The 16,634-nt window shown below is 71.8% G+C and carries 14 protein-coding genes; 7 read left to right on the top strand and 7 right to left on the bottom strand.

Annotated features, from left to right (window positions below; translation table 11 throughout):
- Window positions 1-107: 107 nt before the first annotated feature.
- Window positions 108-836 carry a response regulator transcription factor gene (locus SPOPO_RS0106065; protein ID WP_019873899.1) on the top strand — a complete coding sequence of 243 codons (729 nt, stop codon included), beginning with the start codon at window positions 108-110 and terminating at the stop codon, window positions 834-836.
- Window positions 833-1,966, top strand: a complete 1,134-nt coding sequence (locus tag SPOPO_RS0106060; RefSeq protein ID WP_019873898.1) for a sensor histidine kinase — start codon at window positions 833-835, stop codon at window positions 1,964-1,966. Before SPOPO_RS0106065 ends, SPOPO_RS0106060 begins: the two co-directional genes overlap by 4 nt.
- A 107-nt stretch (window positions 1,967-2,073) precedes the next feature.
- Here SPOPO_RS0106060 and SPOPO_RS0106055 read toward each other — a convergent pair whose 3' ends face one another.
- The gene (locus SPOPO_RS0106055; RefSeq protein ID WP_019873897.1) at window positions 2,074-3,132 is read right to left on the bottom strand and encodes an NAD-dependent epimerase/dehydratase family protein; all 1,059 of its coding nucleotides are present in this window, start codon (window positions 3,130-3,132) and stop codon (window positions 2,074-2,076) included.
- Window positions 3,133-3,300: 168 nt separating this feature from the next.
- Here SPOPO_RS0106055 and SPOPO_RS0106050 point away from each other — a divergent pair, with 168 nt between their 5' ends.
- The 3 genes from SPOPO_RS0106050 to SPOPO_RS0106040 all read left to right on the top strand — a co-directional run bounded on the left by SPOPO_RS0106050 (window position 3,301) and on the right by SPOPO_RS0106040 (window position 7,885).
- Complete coding sequence (locus SPOPO_RS0106050) at window positions 3,301-4,350, top strand: class I SAM-dependent methyltransferase (protein ID WP_019873896.1); 1,050 nt, start codon at window positions 3,301-3,303, stop codon at window positions 4,348-4,350.
- 180 nt (window positions 4,351-4,530) lie between these two features.
- Window positions 4,531-5,529 (top strand): fatty acid desaturase family protein, encoded by a 999-nt coding sequence (locus tag SPOPO_RS0106045; protein WP_019873895.1) that lies wholly within the window; start codon window positions 4,531-4,533, stop codon window positions 5,527-5,529.
- 217 nt (window positions 5,530-5,746) lie between these two features.
- Complete coding sequence (locus SPOPO_RS0106040) at window positions 5,747-7,885, top strand: DEAD/DEAH box helicase (protein ID WP_028984555.1); 2,139 nt, start codon at window positions 5,747-5,749, stop codon at window positions 7,883-7,885.
- 12 nt (window positions 7,886-7,897) lie between these two features.
- On the opposite strand, the gene mnhG is transcribed toward SPOPO_RS0106040, so the two are convergent.
- The 6 genes from mnhG to SPOPO_RS0106010 are packed head-to-tail and all read right to left on the bottom strand — an operon-like array spanning window position 7,898 to window position 14,225.
- Window positions 7,898-8,269 (bottom strand): monovalent cation/H(+) antiporter subunit G, encoded by a 372-nt coding sequence (mnhG, locus tag SPOPO_RS0106035; RefSeq protein ID WP_019873893.1) that lies wholly within the window; start codon window positions 8,267-8,269, stop codon window positions 7,898-7,900.
- Window positions 8,266-8,544, bottom strand: a complete 279-nt coding sequence (locus SPOPO_RS0106030; protein ID WP_019873892.1) for an MrpF/PhaF family protein — start codon at window positions 8,542-8,544, stop codon at window positions 8,266-8,268. Before SPOPO_RS0106030 ends, mnhG begins: the two co-directional genes overlap by 4 nt.
- On the bottom strand, window positions 8,541-9,170 hold the full coding sequence (locus SPOPO_RS28015; protein ID WP_019873891.1) for a Na+/H+ antiporter subunit E: 630 nt from the start codon (window positions 9,168-9,170) through the stop codon (window positions 8,541-8,543). The genes SPOPO_RS0106030 and SPOPO_RS28015 overlap by 4 nt, the downstream gene beginning before the upstream one ends.
- The gene (locus tag SPOPO_RS28010; RefSeq protein WP_019873890.1) at window positions 9,170-10,909 is read right to left on the bottom strand and encodes a Na+/H+ antiporter subunit D; all 1,740 of its coding nucleotides are present in this window, start codon (window positions 10,907-10,909) and stop codon (window positions 9,170-9,172) included. Before SPOPO_RS28010 ends, SPOPO_RS28015 begins: the two co-directional genes overlap by 1 nt.
- Complete coding sequence (locus tag SPOPO_RS0106015) at window positions 10,906-11,358, bottom strand: Na(+)/H(+) antiporter subunit C (protein WP_019873889.1); 453 nt, start codon at window positions 11,356-11,358, stop codon at window positions 10,906-10,908. Before SPOPO_RS0106015 ends, SPOPO_RS28010 begins: the two co-directional genes overlap by 4 nt.
- Window positions 11,355-14,225, bottom strand: coding sequence for a Na+/H+ antiporter subunit A (locus tag SPOPO_RS0106010; protein WP_019873888.1), 2,871 nt, complete (start codon window positions 14,223-14,225; stop codon window positions 11,355-11,357). The genes SPOPO_RS0106015 and SPOPO_RS0106010 overlap by 4 nt, the downstream gene beginning before the upstream one ends.
- Before the next feature lie 60 nt (window positions 14,226-14,285).
- On the opposite strand from SPOPO_RS0106010, the gene SPOPO_RS0106005 reads away from it, so the two are divergent.
- Both SPOPO_RS0106005 and gdhA read left to right on the top strand, forming a co-directional pair.
- Window positions 14,286-15,131 carry a universal stress protein gene (locus SPOPO_RS0106005; protein ID WP_028984554.1) on the top strand — a complete coding sequence of 282 codons (846 nt, stop codon included), beginning with the start codon at window positions 14,286-14,288 and terminating at the stop codon, window positions 15,129-15,131.
- 73 nt (window positions 15,132-15,204) lie between these two features.
- Window positions 15,205-16,560 (top strand): NADP-specific glutamate dehydrogenase, encoded by a 1,356-nt coding sequence (gene gdhA, locus SPOPO_RS0106000; protein WP_019873886.1) that lies wholly within the window; start codon window positions 15,205-15,207, stop codon window positions 16,558-16,560.
- Window positions 16,561-16,634 lie beyond the last annotated feature (74 nt).

The raw sequence follows: 16,634 nt of genomic DNA, 5'->3' as shown, positions 1-16,634 counted from the left end.
CGTAGGCGGGTTCGGGGCCCGGGAAACCGGGTCGGCGGGTTACGGAGTTCTGACGGCCCCGCATCGACCGGCGCGCGCGGAGCCTCGTGCTCCCTAGACTCCCGAACGTGACGGGCAATCGGGTGCTGGTCGTCGAGGACGACCCGACGGTGGCAGAGGTCGTGATCGCGTACCTCTCCCGGGACGGGCACGAGGTCGAGCACGCCGCCGACGGCCAGGCCGCGCTCGACGCGGCCGCCCGGCAGTGGCCGGATCTCGTCGTGCTGGACCTGATGCTGCCCGGCATCGACGGCCTCGAGGTCTGCCGCCGCCTGCGCGCCGTCGGCGAGGTTCCCGTGATCATGCTGACCGCCCTGGGATCCGAGGCCGACCGGGTGGTCGGGCTCGAGGTCGGCGCCGACGACTACGTCACCAAGCCGTTCAGCCCCCGCGAGCTCGCGTTGCGGGTGCGCTCGGTCCTGCGCCGCGCCGGAACCGCGCCTGCCCCCGCGACCGGCCCGACGGTGTTGGCGGCCGGCCCGATCCGCATGGACGTCGTCGGGCACCGCGTCACGCTGCGCGGCGAACCGCTGTCCCTGACGACCCGTGAGTTCGACCTGCTCGCGCACCTGCTCGCCCACCCGGGCCAGGCGTTCACCCGCGAGGAGCTCATGAAGACCGTGTGGGGCTGGGAGTTCGGCGACCAGTCGACGGTCACCGTCCACGTCCGCCGGCTGCGGGAGAAGATCGAGACCGACCCCGCGAACCCGACGCTGCTCGTCACCGTCTGGGGCGTCGGTTACCGGTTCGACCCGCCGGTGACGGCGGCGTCCGCGGACGTGGGCGCGCCGGCGTGAGCGACCGTGTCGAGATCGTCCTCATCGCGCTCGGCTGGTCGGGCGCGGTGGCGGTGGCGGGCGCCGGCCTGCTGCGTGTCCTGCGGGGTCGCTCGCTCCGCGCGTCCCTGCTCGCGCTGTGCCTGACGACGGTCGCCGCGGTGATCGCCGCGACCATCGGCACCGCGCACGCGATGTTCCTCTCCGACCACGACTTCGAGGTGCTGCTGCTCGTCAGCGTCGTCGTCGCGGTGCTCATGGCCGGGGTCTCGGGCCTGCTCGCGCACAACCTCGCCGAGGGCAGTCGCGCCCTGGCCGCGCGAACCCGCGCCATCGGTGACATCGCCGCCCTCGACCTCTCCGCCGACGAGACTCCCCACCGCGCCCCCGCCAGTGCCGAACTGGCCGCCCTCAGCCGGGAGCTCGACGCCGCGCGCACCCGGCTCGCCGAGTCCCGCGCCCGCGAGCAGGCGCTGGAGACCTCGCGGCGCGAGCTCGTCGCCTGGGTCTCCCACGACCTGCGCTCGCCGCTCGCCGGCATCCGGGCGATGGCCGAGGCGCTCGAGGACGGCGTCGCCGAGGACCCGGATCGCTACCGCAAGCAGATCCGCATGGAGGTCGACCGCCTCGCCGGGCTCGTCGACGACCTCTTCGAGCTGTCGGTCATCCAGGCCGGGGCGCTCAAGCTCTCGCTCGAGAAGATCTCCCTCTCCGACCTCGTCAGTGACACCCTCGCCGGCGCCGACGCCCTGGCCCGCGAGCGCGGCATCGCCCTGCACGGGCACGCCCCCGCCGACGTCGCCGTCCGCGCCGACAGCCGTGAACTCTCGCGGCTGATGAGCAATCTCGTCGTCAACGCGATCCGCCACACGCCGGCAGACGGGGCCGTCGAGATCAGCCTCGTCGAGCGCGACGGCCGCGCGACGATCGCCGTCACCGACGGGTGCGGTGGCATCCCCGAGGAGGACCTGCCGCGCGTCTTCGACGTCGCGTGGCGGGGCAACAACGCCCGGACCCCCGGCGCCGACGGCGGCGCCGGCCTCGGCCTCGCCATCGTCCGCGGGATCGTCGAGGCCCACGCGGGCGAGATCACCGTCGCGAACACCGGCCACGGCTGCCGGTTCGAGGTCTCGCTCCCCGCTCTCGCCTGATCCGGACGGCGCGCCTTCACCGGCCGTACCGGTCTTCACCGGCCCGGCCTGGCTGGTGAAGGTGGGGTTCAGCTGGTGAAGTGCGCGGCTCGGCTGGTGAAGGGGGGTCAGACGCGCATCGCCGCGGCGGCGAACTCGGCCATGCCGGCGTCGAAGTCCTCGCGGGGCGACCAGTCGAGCTCGGTGCGCAGCCGGAGCGAGGAGGCGGTGATGTGCCGGACGTCGCCGAGGCGGTAGCCACCGGTGACGACCGGCTCGGGGCCGCCGCACGCGCGGGACAGGGCGAGCGCGAGTTCGCCGACGGTCCGGACCGTCCCGCTCCCGACGTTGTAGGCGCGCAACGCCCCCGCCTCGACCGGCCCCGGGCCGGACACGGCGTCGAGCGAGGCGAGGTTCGCGGTCGCGACGTCGCGGACGTGGACGAAGTCGCGCCGCTGCGCCCCGTCCTCGAAGACCTTGGGCGGCTGGCCGGCGGCGAGGCTGGAGCGGAACAGGCTCGCGACGCCCGCGTACGGGGTGTCGCGCGGCATCCGCGGGCCGTAGACGTTGTGGTAGCGCAGCGCGGCGACGCGGGCCCCGGTCGCGCGGGCGAACGCGGCCGCGAGGTGCTCCTGCGCGAGCTTGGTCGCGGCGTAGACGTTGCGCGGGTCGGGTGGCGCGGTCTCGTCGACCAGCCCCGCCTCCAGATCGGCGCCGCACCGTGGGCACGGGGGCTCGAACCGCCCGTCGCGCAGGGCGCTCGGTGTCCGCGGGCCGGGCGCGACGACGCCGTCCTGCGGGCACTCGTACCGGCCCTCGCCGTAGACGACCATCGAGCTCGCCAGCACCAGCCGTCGGATCCCCGCGCGGGCCATGCCGGCGAGCAGCACCGCGGTGCCCCAGTCGTTGCTCGCGACGTAGTCGGGGGCGTCGTCGAAGTCGACGCCGAGCCCGACCATCGCCGCCTGGTGGCAGACGGCTTCGACGTTGTCGAGCGCCCGCTCGACGGCGTCGGCGTCGCGGACGTCCCCCGCAAGCACCTCCGCCTCGACGGGGAGCGCCGGTGTCGCGGAGTGCACCGCCGGTAGCAGCGCGTCGAGGACCCGCACCTCGTGACCGGCGGTCAGCAACGCCTCGACGACGTGGGACCCGATGAACCCGGCCCCGCCGGTGACCAGCACGCGCATGCGCGTCACGTTACCCACGTCCGAGGCATCTGACGCACCGTCGAACCCGGCAGGCAACGGGCCGTCAGAACCTGGTAATGGGCCACCGTCTTGTGGCCGTCCACCCGCGGGAGGAGAGTCGTCCCGTTCGTGCACCGCCAGACGAACCACACGGATCGGAGGCCGGAAATGCACATCGACGAGACCAAGCTCCACGACCTGCTCGGCAGCTTCGTGACCGACCTCGGCGGAAGCTTCCACGCCATCAGTGCCGTTATCGGCGATCGCCTCGGCCTGTACGCGGCGCTCGCCGAGACCATGCCCGCCACCGCCGCCGACGTCGCGAAGCGCGCGAACGTCGGCGAGCGCTACGTCCTGGAGTGGCTGCGCGGCCAGACCGCCGGCGGCTACGTCACCTACGACGCCGGGACGGAGAAGTTCTCCCTCACCCCGGAGCAGCACTTCGCCCTCGCCGACCCCGGCGGGATGCAGATCGCGTCGGCGTTCGCGCTGCCGGTCGCGGTGACGAAGAACATCGACACGATCGCCGAGGCGATCGCCCACGACGAGGGCTTCGGCTGGCACCAGCACGACGCCGGGCTGTTCGAGGGGACCGAGCGCTTCTTCCGCCCCGGCTACGTGATGAACCTCGTGTCCTCGTGGATCCCGGCGCTCGACGGCGTCGAGGAGAAGCTGCGCGCCGGCGCGAAGGTCGCCGACGTGGGCTGCGGTCACGGCGCCTCGACGATCCTGCTCGGGCAGTCGTACCCGAATTCGCAGATCACCGGCTTCGACTACCACGGGCCGTCGGTCGAGCGGGCTCGCACGCTCGCCGCCGAGGCGGGGGTCGACGTCGCGTTCGTCGAGGCCGCCGCCGCGGACTTCCCCGGCGAGAGCTACGACCTGGTGGCGATCTTCGACGCCCTGCACGACATGCCCGACCCGGTCGGAGCCGCGACGCACATCCGGCAGTCGCTCGTCCCGGACGGGACGTTCCTGCTCGTCGAGCCCATGGCCGGCGACGACCTGACCGACAACCAGCACCCCGTGGGCCGGCTGTTCTACACCGCGTCGACGGTCATCTGCGTCCCGCACTCCCTCACCGCACCGCCGCGTGCCGCGCTCGGGGCCCAGGCCGGGGAAGCGCGACTCACCGAGGTCCTGCACGCCGCCGGCTTCACTCGCGTTCGTCGGGCGACGGAGACCCCGTTCAACCTCATCCTCGAAGCCAAGCCCTGAAACCTGGAGGATCTGTCGTGGTCGACCTGGCACCGCTGAGCACCGCTGAGCACCGCTGAGCACCGCTGAGCGACGGCCAGCCCGGATCCCGCCCGATCGACTACCCTGGGGTACCGGGCAGCCCACGTCCGGCTCTGGCGGCACCCGGTCGCTGTACACCGATGGAACCCCGGTGCCCTGTTGACCGACGTCCTGATCGAACCGACCGCCCGTAGCGCCAGCGACTTCGCCCCGCTGCTCGACCAGGTGCGCCGCAGCGGCCTGCTGCGGCTGCGCCGCCGCCGCTACGCCGTGATGATCGCTGGTGACCTGCTGGCCCTGGCCGGGGTCTGGGCGATCATTCAGGTCGTCGGCAACACCTGGTGGCAACTCTTCCTGACGCTCCCGCTGGCGATCTTCACCGTCCGGATGATCTTCGTGGCCCACGACGTCGGCCACCGGCAGGTGGCGCGGACCTCCCGGGTGAACCGGATCGCGGGATACCTCGTCGGGGACGTCCTGCTCGGTCTGAGCGCCCGCTGGTGGATCGACAAGCACTCCCGGCACCACGCGAACCCGAATCAGGTCGGTCGGGACCCCGACGTGGGGACGGGCGCCCTGTGCTGGACGACGGACCAGGCGATGGGCCGCTCGCGCCTGATGACCTGGCTGGGCCGGCACCAGGGGCGGCTGTTCTTCCCGCTGCTGATGCTGGAGGCGCTGAACCTGCACGTCGGCAGCGCTCGGGTAGCGCGCAGTGCCCGGGAACTCGCGATGCTCAGCGCGCACGTCGCCGCCTATCTCGGCCTGCTCCTGTGGGCGATGGGACCGGGCAAGGCGGTCGTGTTCCTCCTCGTGCACCAGGCGCTCGTGGGACTCCACCTCGGCTGCGCGTTCGCGCCCGGGCACAAGGGCATGGTCATGCCGCCGCCCGGGTCGCGCTGGGACTTCCTGCGTAAGCAGGTCCTCACCACCCGCAACGTGCAGGGCGGGCCGGCCACGGACTGGTTCCTCGGGGGACTGAACTACCAGATCGAGCACCACCTGTTTCCGGGCATGCCGCGCCCGAACCTGCGCGCCGCGCGGCCGCTGGTCCGCGCGCACTGCTCTGACCTCGGACTTCCCTACGCCGAGGAACCGCTGGCGCGCTCGTTCGGGATCACGATCCGGCACCTCCAGCACGTCGGCCGACGCGCGTAGCGCAGGTCGCAGCGCGCGATCTCCCCCCGATGCGTCATACTGGGGGCACACGGTCCCCACCAGGACCGTCGGGCTTGATGATCCGGTGCGCCGCATTTTGGGCCGCGGAACTCGCCCGAAGTTCCACCAGTTGGGGAGCGGGTCGGTCCGGCAGACCGAATCGCCCGGGAGCCGGCTGGCGCATCGTGCCCGGGGCGCCCGGGCCAAGGAGGAGCGCGTGGCTCGACCTCGGCAGGCACCGTCGGGTGCTCGTCGCCCCGTCCCGCGGCCGGACCGCCGGCCGAAAGCACGCTCGGACGAGGGCATCATCCCGGTGCTGGCCCGTGCCGTACGGGCCGTCGAGGCGTCGGTGAACCGCGGGTCGATCTCGCCGTCCGTGCGCACGAAGTTCCAGAGCGTGGCCCTGCTGGTCCGCCAGGAGCGGGCGCGGGTCAAGAGCGACAGCTCGGCGGGCGAGGCCCAGAAGGCCGAGATGCTCAAGCGCCTGGACGGGATCGCGATGATCCTCGCCCAGACCTCGGTCCGGGAACCCTCGCTGCTCGCCCTGCTGGCCGACGACGCGGTCGTCCCCGCCGACACGCGGGCGATGGTCCGGTCGATGCTTACCGACGCCGGGCTCGAAGCCCCGCCGGAGGAGGAGCCCCGCCCCGCCCCCACTCCCGCCACGCCGGCCGCCGAGAAGCGCGTCGTGCCCCAGTCGGTGATGCAGCGGCAGCTGGCGAACCCGTTCCTCGCCCCCGACTTCTCCGCGGCCGCGGCGCAGCCGACCGCCCCGCGGACCCGTCACCTCGCGACCTGGGAGCTGCTCGAGCCGCTCTTCCGCTCGTTCGAGGAAGCCACGGGCGGGGACTCGGCGCTCATGCCGCTGCCCGAACCGGGCGACCTGCGGGTGTTCTCCGGCCGCGAGCTGATGCCGCACCAGTCCCGACTGATCGCCGCCGCGGCCGCCGGCCACCGGACCTTCCTGCTCGCCGACGAACCCGGTCTCGGCAAGACCGCCCAGGCGCTGCTCGCCGCCGAGGCCGCGAACGCGTTCCCGCTGCTCTGCGTCGTCCCGAACGTCGTCAAGACGAACTGGGCGCGTGAGGTCGGGATCTGGACGCCCAACCGCAAGCCCACCGTGATCCACGGCAACGGCGAGACCATCGACGGCTTCGCCGACGTCGTCATCGTCAACTACGAGGTGCTCGACCGGCACGTCGGCTGGATCGGCGACTTCGGCTTCCGCGGGATGGTCGTCGACGAGGCCCACTTCATCAAGAACAAGACCTCGCAGCGCTCCCAGCACGTCTTGGAGCTGGCCGAGCGGATCCGCAACCGCTCGGTCCGCCCGCTGCTGATGGCGCTGACCGGGACGCCGCTGATCAACGACATCGAGGACTTCCAGGCGATCTGGGAGTTCCTCGGCTGGATCGACGCGAAGAAACCGCGCAGCGAGCTGATGGCCCGCCTCGAGGAGACCGGCCTGACGCCGATCGATCGCGAGTTCTACCCCGCGGCCCGCCGCTGCGTCATCGACATGGGCATCGTCCGCCGCCGCAAGGTGGACGTCGCTGCCGACATCCCGGCCCGCCGCATCGCCGACCTGCCCGTCGAGCTCGAGGACAAGCTGGGCAAGTCGATCCGGCAGGCCGAGCAGCGTCTCGCGAAGCGGATGGTCTCGCGTTACGAGGCCGCGCTCGAGGCGCGCACGAGCGGCCACATCGCCGACGGCATCGACCACGACCTGGTCCGCCTCATCGCGACGCGTGAGCGCAAGGAGGCGACGAACAGCAAGACCGAGGGCAACGTGTTCGGCCTGATGCGCAAGATCGGCCAGTCCAAGGCCGTCCTCGCCGCCGACTACGCCGCCCAGCTGGCCCGCAGCGCCGGCAAGGTGGTGTTCTTCGCCAAGCACATCGACGTCATGGACGCCGCCGAGGAGACGTTCACCAAGGCCGGCATCACCTTCGCGTCGATCCGCGGCGACCAGACCTCCGCGGCGCGACAGAAGCAGGTCGACGCGTTCACCAACGACCCCGAGGTCTCGATCGCGGTCTGCTCCCTGACCGCGGCCGGTGTCGGCATCAACCTGCAGGTCGCGTCGAACATCGTCCTCGCCGAGCTGTCCTGGACCGACGCGGAGCAGACGCAGGCGATCGACCGCTGCCACCGCATCGGCCAGACCGAACCCGTCACCGCGTGGCGCATCATCGCCGCGCAGACCCTCGACGCCCGCATCGCGGAGCTCATCGACAGCAAGGCCGGCCTCGCCGCCCGCGCGCTCGACGGCTCCGACGACGAGGTCTCGTCCTCGGTCGACGTCCAGCTGGAGGCGCTGGTCTCGCTGCTGACCGACGCTCTGCAGAACCGCTGACGCAGAGCCGTGTTAGACCGGCCGGTCCGGGTCCGGGCCGGGGGCGGGGAGGACCGCGCGGAGGTCGTTGACCACCAGCAGGTCCTCGCGGACCTGACCGGCGCGAACCGAGGCGCGGCCGACCATGTGGTTCCCGATCGGGGACGTCATCATCTGGCAGACCCCGATCAGCACGAGGACGCCGATCGCGCCCGGCTCGAGGAGCCGAAAGCCCAGCCCGATCAGCACGAGGACCAGGCCCAGCACCTGCGGTTTGGTGGCGGCGTGCATCCGGCTGAGGAGGTCGGGCAGGCGCAGGACGCCGATGGCCGCGATCAGCGCGAGGGTCGCTCCGGTCAGCAGACAGGCGGCGGCGAGAACGTCGGCGACGTCGGTCCAGCTCATGACCGCTCCACCTCGATGTCGTCGCTGCCGCGGGTGAAGCGGGCGACACTGACCGAGCCGACGAAGCCCAGCAGCGTCAGGACGAGCAGGATCGGCAGCGTGTGCGAGTGCCGGTTCCAGGCGGCCTCGATCGCGAGGGAGCAGATCCCGATCGCGACCAACATGTCGAGTGCCACCGCGCGGTCGAGGACGGTCGGCCCCCGCACGATGCGGGCGAGCACGCACACCGCGGCCACGGCGAGCATCGCCAGGCACACGGACAGGACGGCGGTCATCGCTTCCCTCCGGCGGGGTCGTCGGGCGAGACGGGGAAGTCGGGGGAGGAGCTGGGGACGCCGCTGGAGAGGTCGTCGAGGTGCGCGATCTCCGCGCCGAGCGCGCGGACGACCCGGTCCTCCTGGGCGAGCACGCTCTGCCGGAACCGCTCCGCGCCCTCGGCGTCCCCGACGTCGAGCACGTGCAGGAACAGCGTGTGCGTCGAGCGGCGCGCCTCGACGACGAGGCTGCCCGGGATCAGGCAGGTCATCTCCGCGACGATCGTGAGCACGAACTCCGAGGGCGTCTTGAGGTTGACCTCGACGATCGCGTTGCGCAGCGGCCGCTGCGGACGCAGCACCACCCCCGCGACCTGGATGCTGGAGCGGACGACGTCGGTGAAGAATTTCGTGACGAGCCGGAGCAGTGCGAGCGGCCGGACCCGCAGGTTCAGCCGCACCGGCGGCAGGGGGAACACGATCGATGCGACGACCGCGACGGCGAGACCGCCCAGTGCGGTGAGCACCGAGAGCTGTCCCCACAGGATCATCCAGACGACCGTGAGCCAGAGCAGCATCGGCCACTCCAGCAGGCCGAAGCGCGCGCGGATCTTCGTCGCCCGTCGCGCCGGGGCCTGAGCGGGCATCACGAGTCGTCCCCGATGCCGCGAGCCCCGGAGTCGGGGTCACCGGGGGTGTCGTCCGGGTTCAGGGCCGCGTCGAGATAGGGCGAGCGCAAAAGCAGGTCCTCGGCGGCGCGGTCGGTGTAGGAGAACAACGGCCCGGCGAGGAACGTGAAGACCAGGCTCACCCCGACCAGCGCCGCGGCGGGCCCGACCATCGCCGCCGGCAGCCGGGAGGGCAGGTCGCCGTCGCGGAGCATCTGGTGGAGGTCGCGGTCGGAGGACTCGTCGTCGACGACGCGCCGCGCGGCCGCGATCTCCCGGTCCCCGAACGCCGTGGCGCCGACGTGGATGTGGCCGCGGTGGCGGATGATCCGAGCGCCGGAGTCGCCCGCGTCCTGCTCCGGGTCGGGCGCGGCGAGCGACTGCGCGATGTCGTGTGCCTGCTCCGGCGTCCGCCAGAACGCGGCCGACCAGGTCTTCGCGACCGCGTACAGCGTCAGCAGGCTCGTCACGGTCCCGCCGATCACGAGCGTGACCGCGAGCCAGCCGCCGACGTCGAGCCCGGCCTGCAGGAGGCCGACCTTGCCGAGGAACCCGGACATCGGCGGGATGCCCGCGAGGTTCATCGCGGGCACGAAGAACAGGATCCCGAGCAGGGGCGCGAGCCGCGCCAGCCCGCCGAGCCGGAGCAGGGCGGTGCTGCCGGCTCTTCGTTCGATGAGACCGACGACGAGGAACAACGCGGTCTGGATCGTGATGTGGTGCGCGACGTAGAAAATCGCGCCGGAGACGCCGGCCTCGGTCGCGAGCCCGATGCCGAAGATCATGTAGCCGATGTGGCTGACCAGCGTGAAGGACAGCATTCGCTTGATGTCCGACTGCGCGATCGCGCCGAGGATGCCGACGACCATCGTCACCAGCGCGGCCCACATCAACAGGTCGGAGAGCGGGTTCTCGGGGAACAACAGCGTCTGCGTCCGCAGGATCGCGTAGACGCCGACCTTCGTCAGCAACCCGGCGAAGACCGCGGTGACGGGGGCGGGCGCCGTCGGGTAGCTGTCGGGCAGCCAGAGCGAGAGCGGGAACACCGCCGCCTTGATGGCGAACGTCGTGAGCAGCAGCAACTGCAGCGTCAGGCTCACGCCGTCGGGCAGGTCGTCGAGCCGTCCGGCGAGCTGCGCGAAGTTCAGGCTCCCCGTCGCGGCGTACACGGCCGCGATCGAGATCAGGAACAGCGTCGAGGACAACATGTTCACGACGACGTAGATCGTCCCGGCGCGGATCCGCGTCGCCGTGCCGCCGAGCGTGAGCAACACGTAGCTCGCGAACAGCAGCATCTCGAAGCTGACGAACAGGTTGAACAGGTCGCCGGCGAGGAACGCGTTGGAGACGCCGGCGACGAGGACCAGGAACGTCGGGTGGTAGATCGAGACCGGTGACTCGGAGTCGTCGTCGGTGAGGCCCTGTCCGATCGAGTACAGGAGAACGGCGAGGGTCACGACCGCCGAGACGAGCAGCATCAGCGCCGAGAGCCGGTCTGCGACGAGGTTGATCCCCAACGGCGGGGTCCACGCACCGATCCAGGCGACCTGCGGGCCCTCCTGGTCGGCGCGGACCATCAGGGCCGCGGCGAGGACGACGATCGCCGACAGCACGACGACGGTGATCGCCCGCTGAATCTTCGGGTGCCGCGAGAGCGCGAGCGCGGCCCCGGCGCCGAACAGCGGCAGCAGGACCGGCAGGGGCACGAGGACGTTCACGCCGTCTCCTCCTCGCGCAGTCGTTCGAGATCGTCCTCGGGCAGGTCGACGCCCTGCGTCATGAGGTCGTGGCTGTCCGAGGCCTCGTCCGCCGCGGCGAGGCGGCGGATCGCGGCGTCCTCGACGTCGTCCTGGACGTCGTCGTTGCCGTAGAGCTGCCAGCTGCGGTGGGCCATCGCGAGCACGAAGGCCGTCGTGCCGAGGGCGATGACGATTGCCGTGAGCACGAGCGCCTGCGGGACCGGATCGGAGATCTCCGCCGGGGCGTACTCGTTGGCGATCGGCGCCTTCCCGGCGCGACCGCCCGCGACCAGGAACAGCATGTTGACGCCGTTGCCCATCACGAGCAGACCGACGAGCACCCGCGTCAGGCTGCGCTCGAGGATCAGGTAGACGCCGCAGCCGATGAGGACCGACGCGGTGAGGATCAGCGTGAGGTTGCCGCTCATCGCAGGGCCGCCTCCTGCTCCTCGGCGAGGATCTGGGTGTCGATGCGGGCGCCGACCGTGCGCAGCAGGTCGAGGATCAGGCCGACGACCACCAGGTAGACCCCGATGTCGAAGAACGTCGACGTGACGAAGTGGATGTCGCCGACCGCCGGGACGTGCAGGTCGACGATCGCGCTCTGCAGGATCGCGCCGTCGAACGCCAGCGGGGCGAGGGCGGACGCGGCCGCGACCGAGAGACCCAGGCCCATGAGGACACCGGCGTCGATGGGCGCGGCCTCGTCGAGCTCGTACCGGCCGCCCGCGAGGTAGCGGACCATCAGGGCGAGGCCGGTGACCATGCCGGCGGCGAAGCCGCCGCCGGGGAAGTTGTGGCCGGCGAACAGCAGGTAGATCGAGAACACAACCACGATCGGGAACAGCAACCGCGCGACGACCTCGAACAGGATCGAGCGGCGGTCGGGCGGCAGCGTCCGCGGGCCGGGCAGCCAGATGTGCGTGCCGGTGGCGTCGCGCACGCGCGCGACGACCTCGGTGTCCGCATCGACCATGCGGCGGATCCCGGAGCGCCGGGTGTTGAGGAACAACAGGCTCGCGACACCGGTCGCGGCGGCGACCAGCACGGAGATCTCTCCGATCGTGTCCCAGGCGCGGATGTCGACGAGGATGACGTTCACGATGTTGTAGCCCCCGCCGAACTCGACGGCCTCGGTCGGGTACGTCGCCGAGACCGGCTCCGCCGTCCGGGCGCCGGTGGTCACGAACATGACGACCGCGACGGTCGCGCCGACGAGCACGCCGAGCACCATGCGCAGGTAGCGGCGCGGGGACAGCGGCCGGTCGGTGAAGTACGGGGGCAGTCGGCGCAGCACGAGCACGAAGACGACCAGGCTCGAGGTCTCGACCAGAACCTGAGTGAGCGCCAGATCCGGGGCGCCGTGGAGCACGAACATCACTGCCGTCCCGTAGCCGGTGACGCCGACGAGCATCACCGCGCGGAGCCGGCGCCGCGACCGCGCCGCGGCGAGGGCGGCGAGGCAGGTGACGAGACCGACCAGCGCCTGCGCGGGCGTGTCCCACAGCTCGACGTCGACGGCGTCGTCGAGGGCGGTCATCACCGCGACGCCGGGCAGGAGCAGCACCACGAGCAGGATGACGACGAGGTACTCGGCGACCGAGCCGCGCTGCACGGCACTGGTGACCTCGACCGCCCAGCGGTCGACGGTCCGCATCCCGAAGCGGTAGGCGCCGTCCGCGGTCCAGCGGAAGCGCACCCGGTGCTGGAACCGGGCCATCGGGCGGCGCAACGTGAACAGCACGAGGCCGACGCCGACGGTGATCGCGGAGAACGCCAGCGGCAGGCCGAGCCCGTGCCAGAGCGCGAGTTCCGCGTGGTGCACGCCCTCGGGGAACTGCTCGGCGTGGGGCTCGAACGCTGTCGTCAACGGGTGCCCCGCGAACCCGAGCGCGACCGTCAGGCCGCTGAGCACCAGCGGGGCGCCGATGAAACCGAGCGGGACCGCCGGGAAGTCCGTCGGCTCCACCTCGGGCTTGGTCGCGAACACGCCCCAGAGGAACCGGGCGGTGTACGCGACGGTGAGCGCGGAGCCGACGATCACGCCGACGATCACCAGCCAGCCGGCGGTCGAGCTCAGGTCCGCGCGGTCGCCGTCCCGGGCGACGTCGAGCAGCGCGGCGAACACGCTCTCCTTCCCGACGAAGCCGAGCAGCGGCGGCAGCCCGGCCATCGAGACCCCGCCGATGAGCGCGACGACGAACAGCGCCGGGGCGCTGCGTCCGACTCCCGAGAGCACGCGGATGTCCCGCGTCCTCGCCTGGTGGTCGACGATGCCGACGACGAGGAACAGCGTCGCCTTGAACAGGGCGTGGGCGAGCAGGAGACCGAGGCCGGCGAGGGCGCTCGCCCGCGTCCCGACGCCGAAGACGACGATCAGGAAGCCAAGTTGGCTCACGGTCCCGTAGGCGAGCAGGAGCTTTGCGTCCTGCTGCCGGAGCGCCCGCCAGCCGCCGAGGATCATCGTCCCGACGCCGAGGGTCAGCACGGTTTCGTGCCACCACGGCGTCCCCGCGAACGCCGGCGCGAGCAGGGCGACGAGGAAGACGCCGGCCTTCACCATCGAGGCCGCGTGCAGGTACGCGCTGACCGGGGTCGGGGCGGCCATCGCGCCCGGGAGCCAGAAGTGGAAGGGGATCAGGGCGGACTTGCTCAACGCCCCGACGAGGAGCAGGAACACCGCGACGGTCGTCGGCGTCCCCGACGGCGGGTCGGCGAGGATCTCGCTGATGCGGAAGGTGTCCGCCTCCCGGCCGAGCAGCAGCATCCCGACGAACATCGCCAGGCCGCCGAACGTCGTCACCATCAGCGCCTGCATCGCGGCCTGCCGGCCGGCGCGTTTGGTCGGGTCGGTCCCGATCAGCAGGAACGAGAAGACCGTCGTCAGTTCCCAGAAGACGTAGAGGACCAGCAGGTCGTCGCACAGGACCAGACCGAGCATCGACCCCGCGAACGCGGTGAACGTGCCGGTGAACAGGGTGAGGCCGGGGTGGTCGTCGTCGAAGTACCAGGCGCAGTACGCGAGCACGAGCGCACCGACGCCGGTCACGACGAGCGCCAGGACCCAGGCGAGGGTGTCCATGCGCAACGCGATGTCGATGCTGAGGCTCGGCACCCAGTCGTACGTCTCCGTCGGCGGGTGGCTGTCGTGCACTGCGTCGGCCTGTGTGAGCAACCACACGAAGGAGATCAGCGGCACCACGGCGAGGACGACGAAGGCCCGGCGGCGCAGCAGGTGCACGAGCCACGGCGCGACCGCTGCGACGGCGAAGTGCGCAGCAATAATCGCGAGCAAAGGGGTACGCCTTCGATAGCCGGACGGACATGATCAGCCTAGGCGGGCGAAGGGAAGCGCATGGACGCACGGCCAGTGGTCGTCGGGTACCACGACCGCAAGGACTCCCGTGAGGCCCTTGCCTGGGCGGCGGACGAGGCATCGGCGAGTGGACTGCCGCTCCAGGTCCTGTTCGCGGCCAATTATCCCGGCATGATCACCCCGCCCGGTTCGAGCATCGAGCTGGAGCCCGGCGCGCTGGACGCCGCGAACGAGGTCACCACCCGGGGCGTCGCCGAGGCCCTCGTCCTGCAGCCCGGCCTGGCGGTCTCCGGCCGGACCGAGATCACCAGCCCGGCCCGGGCGCTGATGGAGGCCTCGGAGGACGCGTCGCTGCTCGTCATCGGGTCCCGGGGGTACGGCCCGGTGCTCGGGTCGCTGCTCGGCTCGATCTCGCTGATCGTCCCGGCCAAGGCGGCGTGCCCGGTCGTCGTCGTGAAGCCGGCGTGCGCGCAGACGCGTCCCGGCCCGGCCCGGCGGGTCGTCGTCGGCACCGACGGCTCCGAGCACGCGGCGGCCGCCGTGGAGTTCGCCGCCGGAGTCGCCGAGCGCCGCGGGGCGCCGCTGGAGGTGCTCTGCTCCACGGGGGAGCCCCCGCTCTACGGCGTCACGACCATGGACCCGCACGAGGCCGCCCGGCAGATCCTGGCCCTCGCCGAGGCGGCCGTCGCCGTGGCCCACCCGGTCGTCGAGGTCCGCACCCACTGCACCGAGGGGCCGGCCGCCGAGGCCCTGCTCGCCGCGTCGGCCGACGCGGGCATGGTCGTCGTCGGCTCGCGGGGCCGCGGGGCCTTCACCGGGATGATCGCGGGCTCGGTGAGCATGGCCGTCGTCCACGGGGCGGAGGCGCCCGTCGCGGTCGTCTGACCAGCCGGAGTGCGGGTCCGGAAACACGGTGTTTACCGTTGAGGGGCCCCCACCACCGGCATCAGGAGAGTTCGTGAAGGTCGACGTCGACGCTGAGGTCGCACGCATCTACGCCGACGTGATTCGTCGCAACCCCGCCGAGCCGGAGTTCCACCAGGCCGTCCGCGAGGTTCTGGAGTCCCTGGCGGTGGTGCTGGGCCGCCACCCGGAGTTCACCGCGCACAAGACCGTCGAGCGGATCTGCGAGCCCGAGCGGCAGATCATCTTCCGCGTCCCGTGGCAGGACGACCGCGGCGAGGTCCACATCGCCCGCGGCTTCCGCGTCGAGTACAACAGCGCGCTCGGCCCCTACAAGGGCGGCCTGCGCTTCCATCCGTCGGTGAACCTCGGGATCGTGAAGTTCCTCGGGTTCGAGCAGATCTTCAAGAACGCCCTGACCGGCATGCCCATCGGTGGTGGCAAGGGCGGGTCGGACTTCGACCCCAAGGGCCGCTCGGACTCCGAGGTCATGCGGTTCTGCCAGTCGTTCATGACCGAGCTCTACCGGCACCTCGGCGAGTACACCGACGTCCCGGCCGGCGACATCGGCGTCGGGGCCCGGGAGATCGGGTTCCTGTTCGGCCAGTACAAGCGCATCACCAACCGCTACGAGGCGGGTGTCCTGACCGGCAAGGGCCTCTCCTACGGCGGCGCGCTCGTCCGCACCGAGGCCACCGGCTACGGCGCGGTGTTCTTCGCGTCCGAGATGCTCGCGGTCCGCGGCGAGGAGTTCGAGGGCAAGACCGTCAGCGTCTCCGGCTCCGGGAACGTCGCGATCTACGCGGTCGAGAAGGCGCAGCAGTTCGGCGCGCACGTCGTGACCGTGTCGGACTCCAGCGGCTACGTCGTCGACGAGAAGGGCATCGACCTCGACCTGCTCAAGCAGGTGAAGCTGGTCGAGCGCGCCCGCATCAGCGAGTACGCCGCCCGCCGCCCGGGCGCGGTGTTCGTGCCCGCCGCCGGCGGCAGCATCTGGGACGTCCCGTGCGACGTCGCGATCCCGAGCGCGAGCCAGAACGAGCTCCCCGAGGACGGCGCCGTCGCGCTGGTCCGCAACGGGTGCCGGATCGTCGTCGAGGGCGCGAACATGCCCACGACCCCGAAGGCGGTCCGGGTGCTCCAGGAGGCCGGCGTCGGCTTCGGCCCCGGCAAGGCCGCGAACGCCGGCGGCGTTGCGACCTCAGCCCTCGAGATGCAGCAGAACGCCTCCCGCGACCGCTGGAGCTTCGAGCGCACCGAGACCCGACTGGAGGAGATCATGCGCGACATCCACCACCGCTGTCACGCCACCTCCACGGAGTACGGCGACCCCGGCAACCTCGTCCTCGGCGCCAACGTCGCCGGCTTCCTCCAGGTCGCCGAGGCCGTCCACGCCCACGGCCTGGTCTGACGCCGCCCCTGTCAAAAAAGGGTGACACCCCTTACTGCGCAGTAAGGGGTGTCACCCTTTCTTGACATCGGGAT

The sequence above is a fragment of the Sporichthya polymorpha DSM 43042 genome (assembly GCF_000384115.1).
Lineage (GTDB): Bacteria > Actinomycetota > Actinomycetes > Sporichthyales > Sporichthyaceae > Sporichthya > Sporichthya polymorpha.
This window is presented reverse-complemented; position numbering and strand designations above follow the sequence as displayed.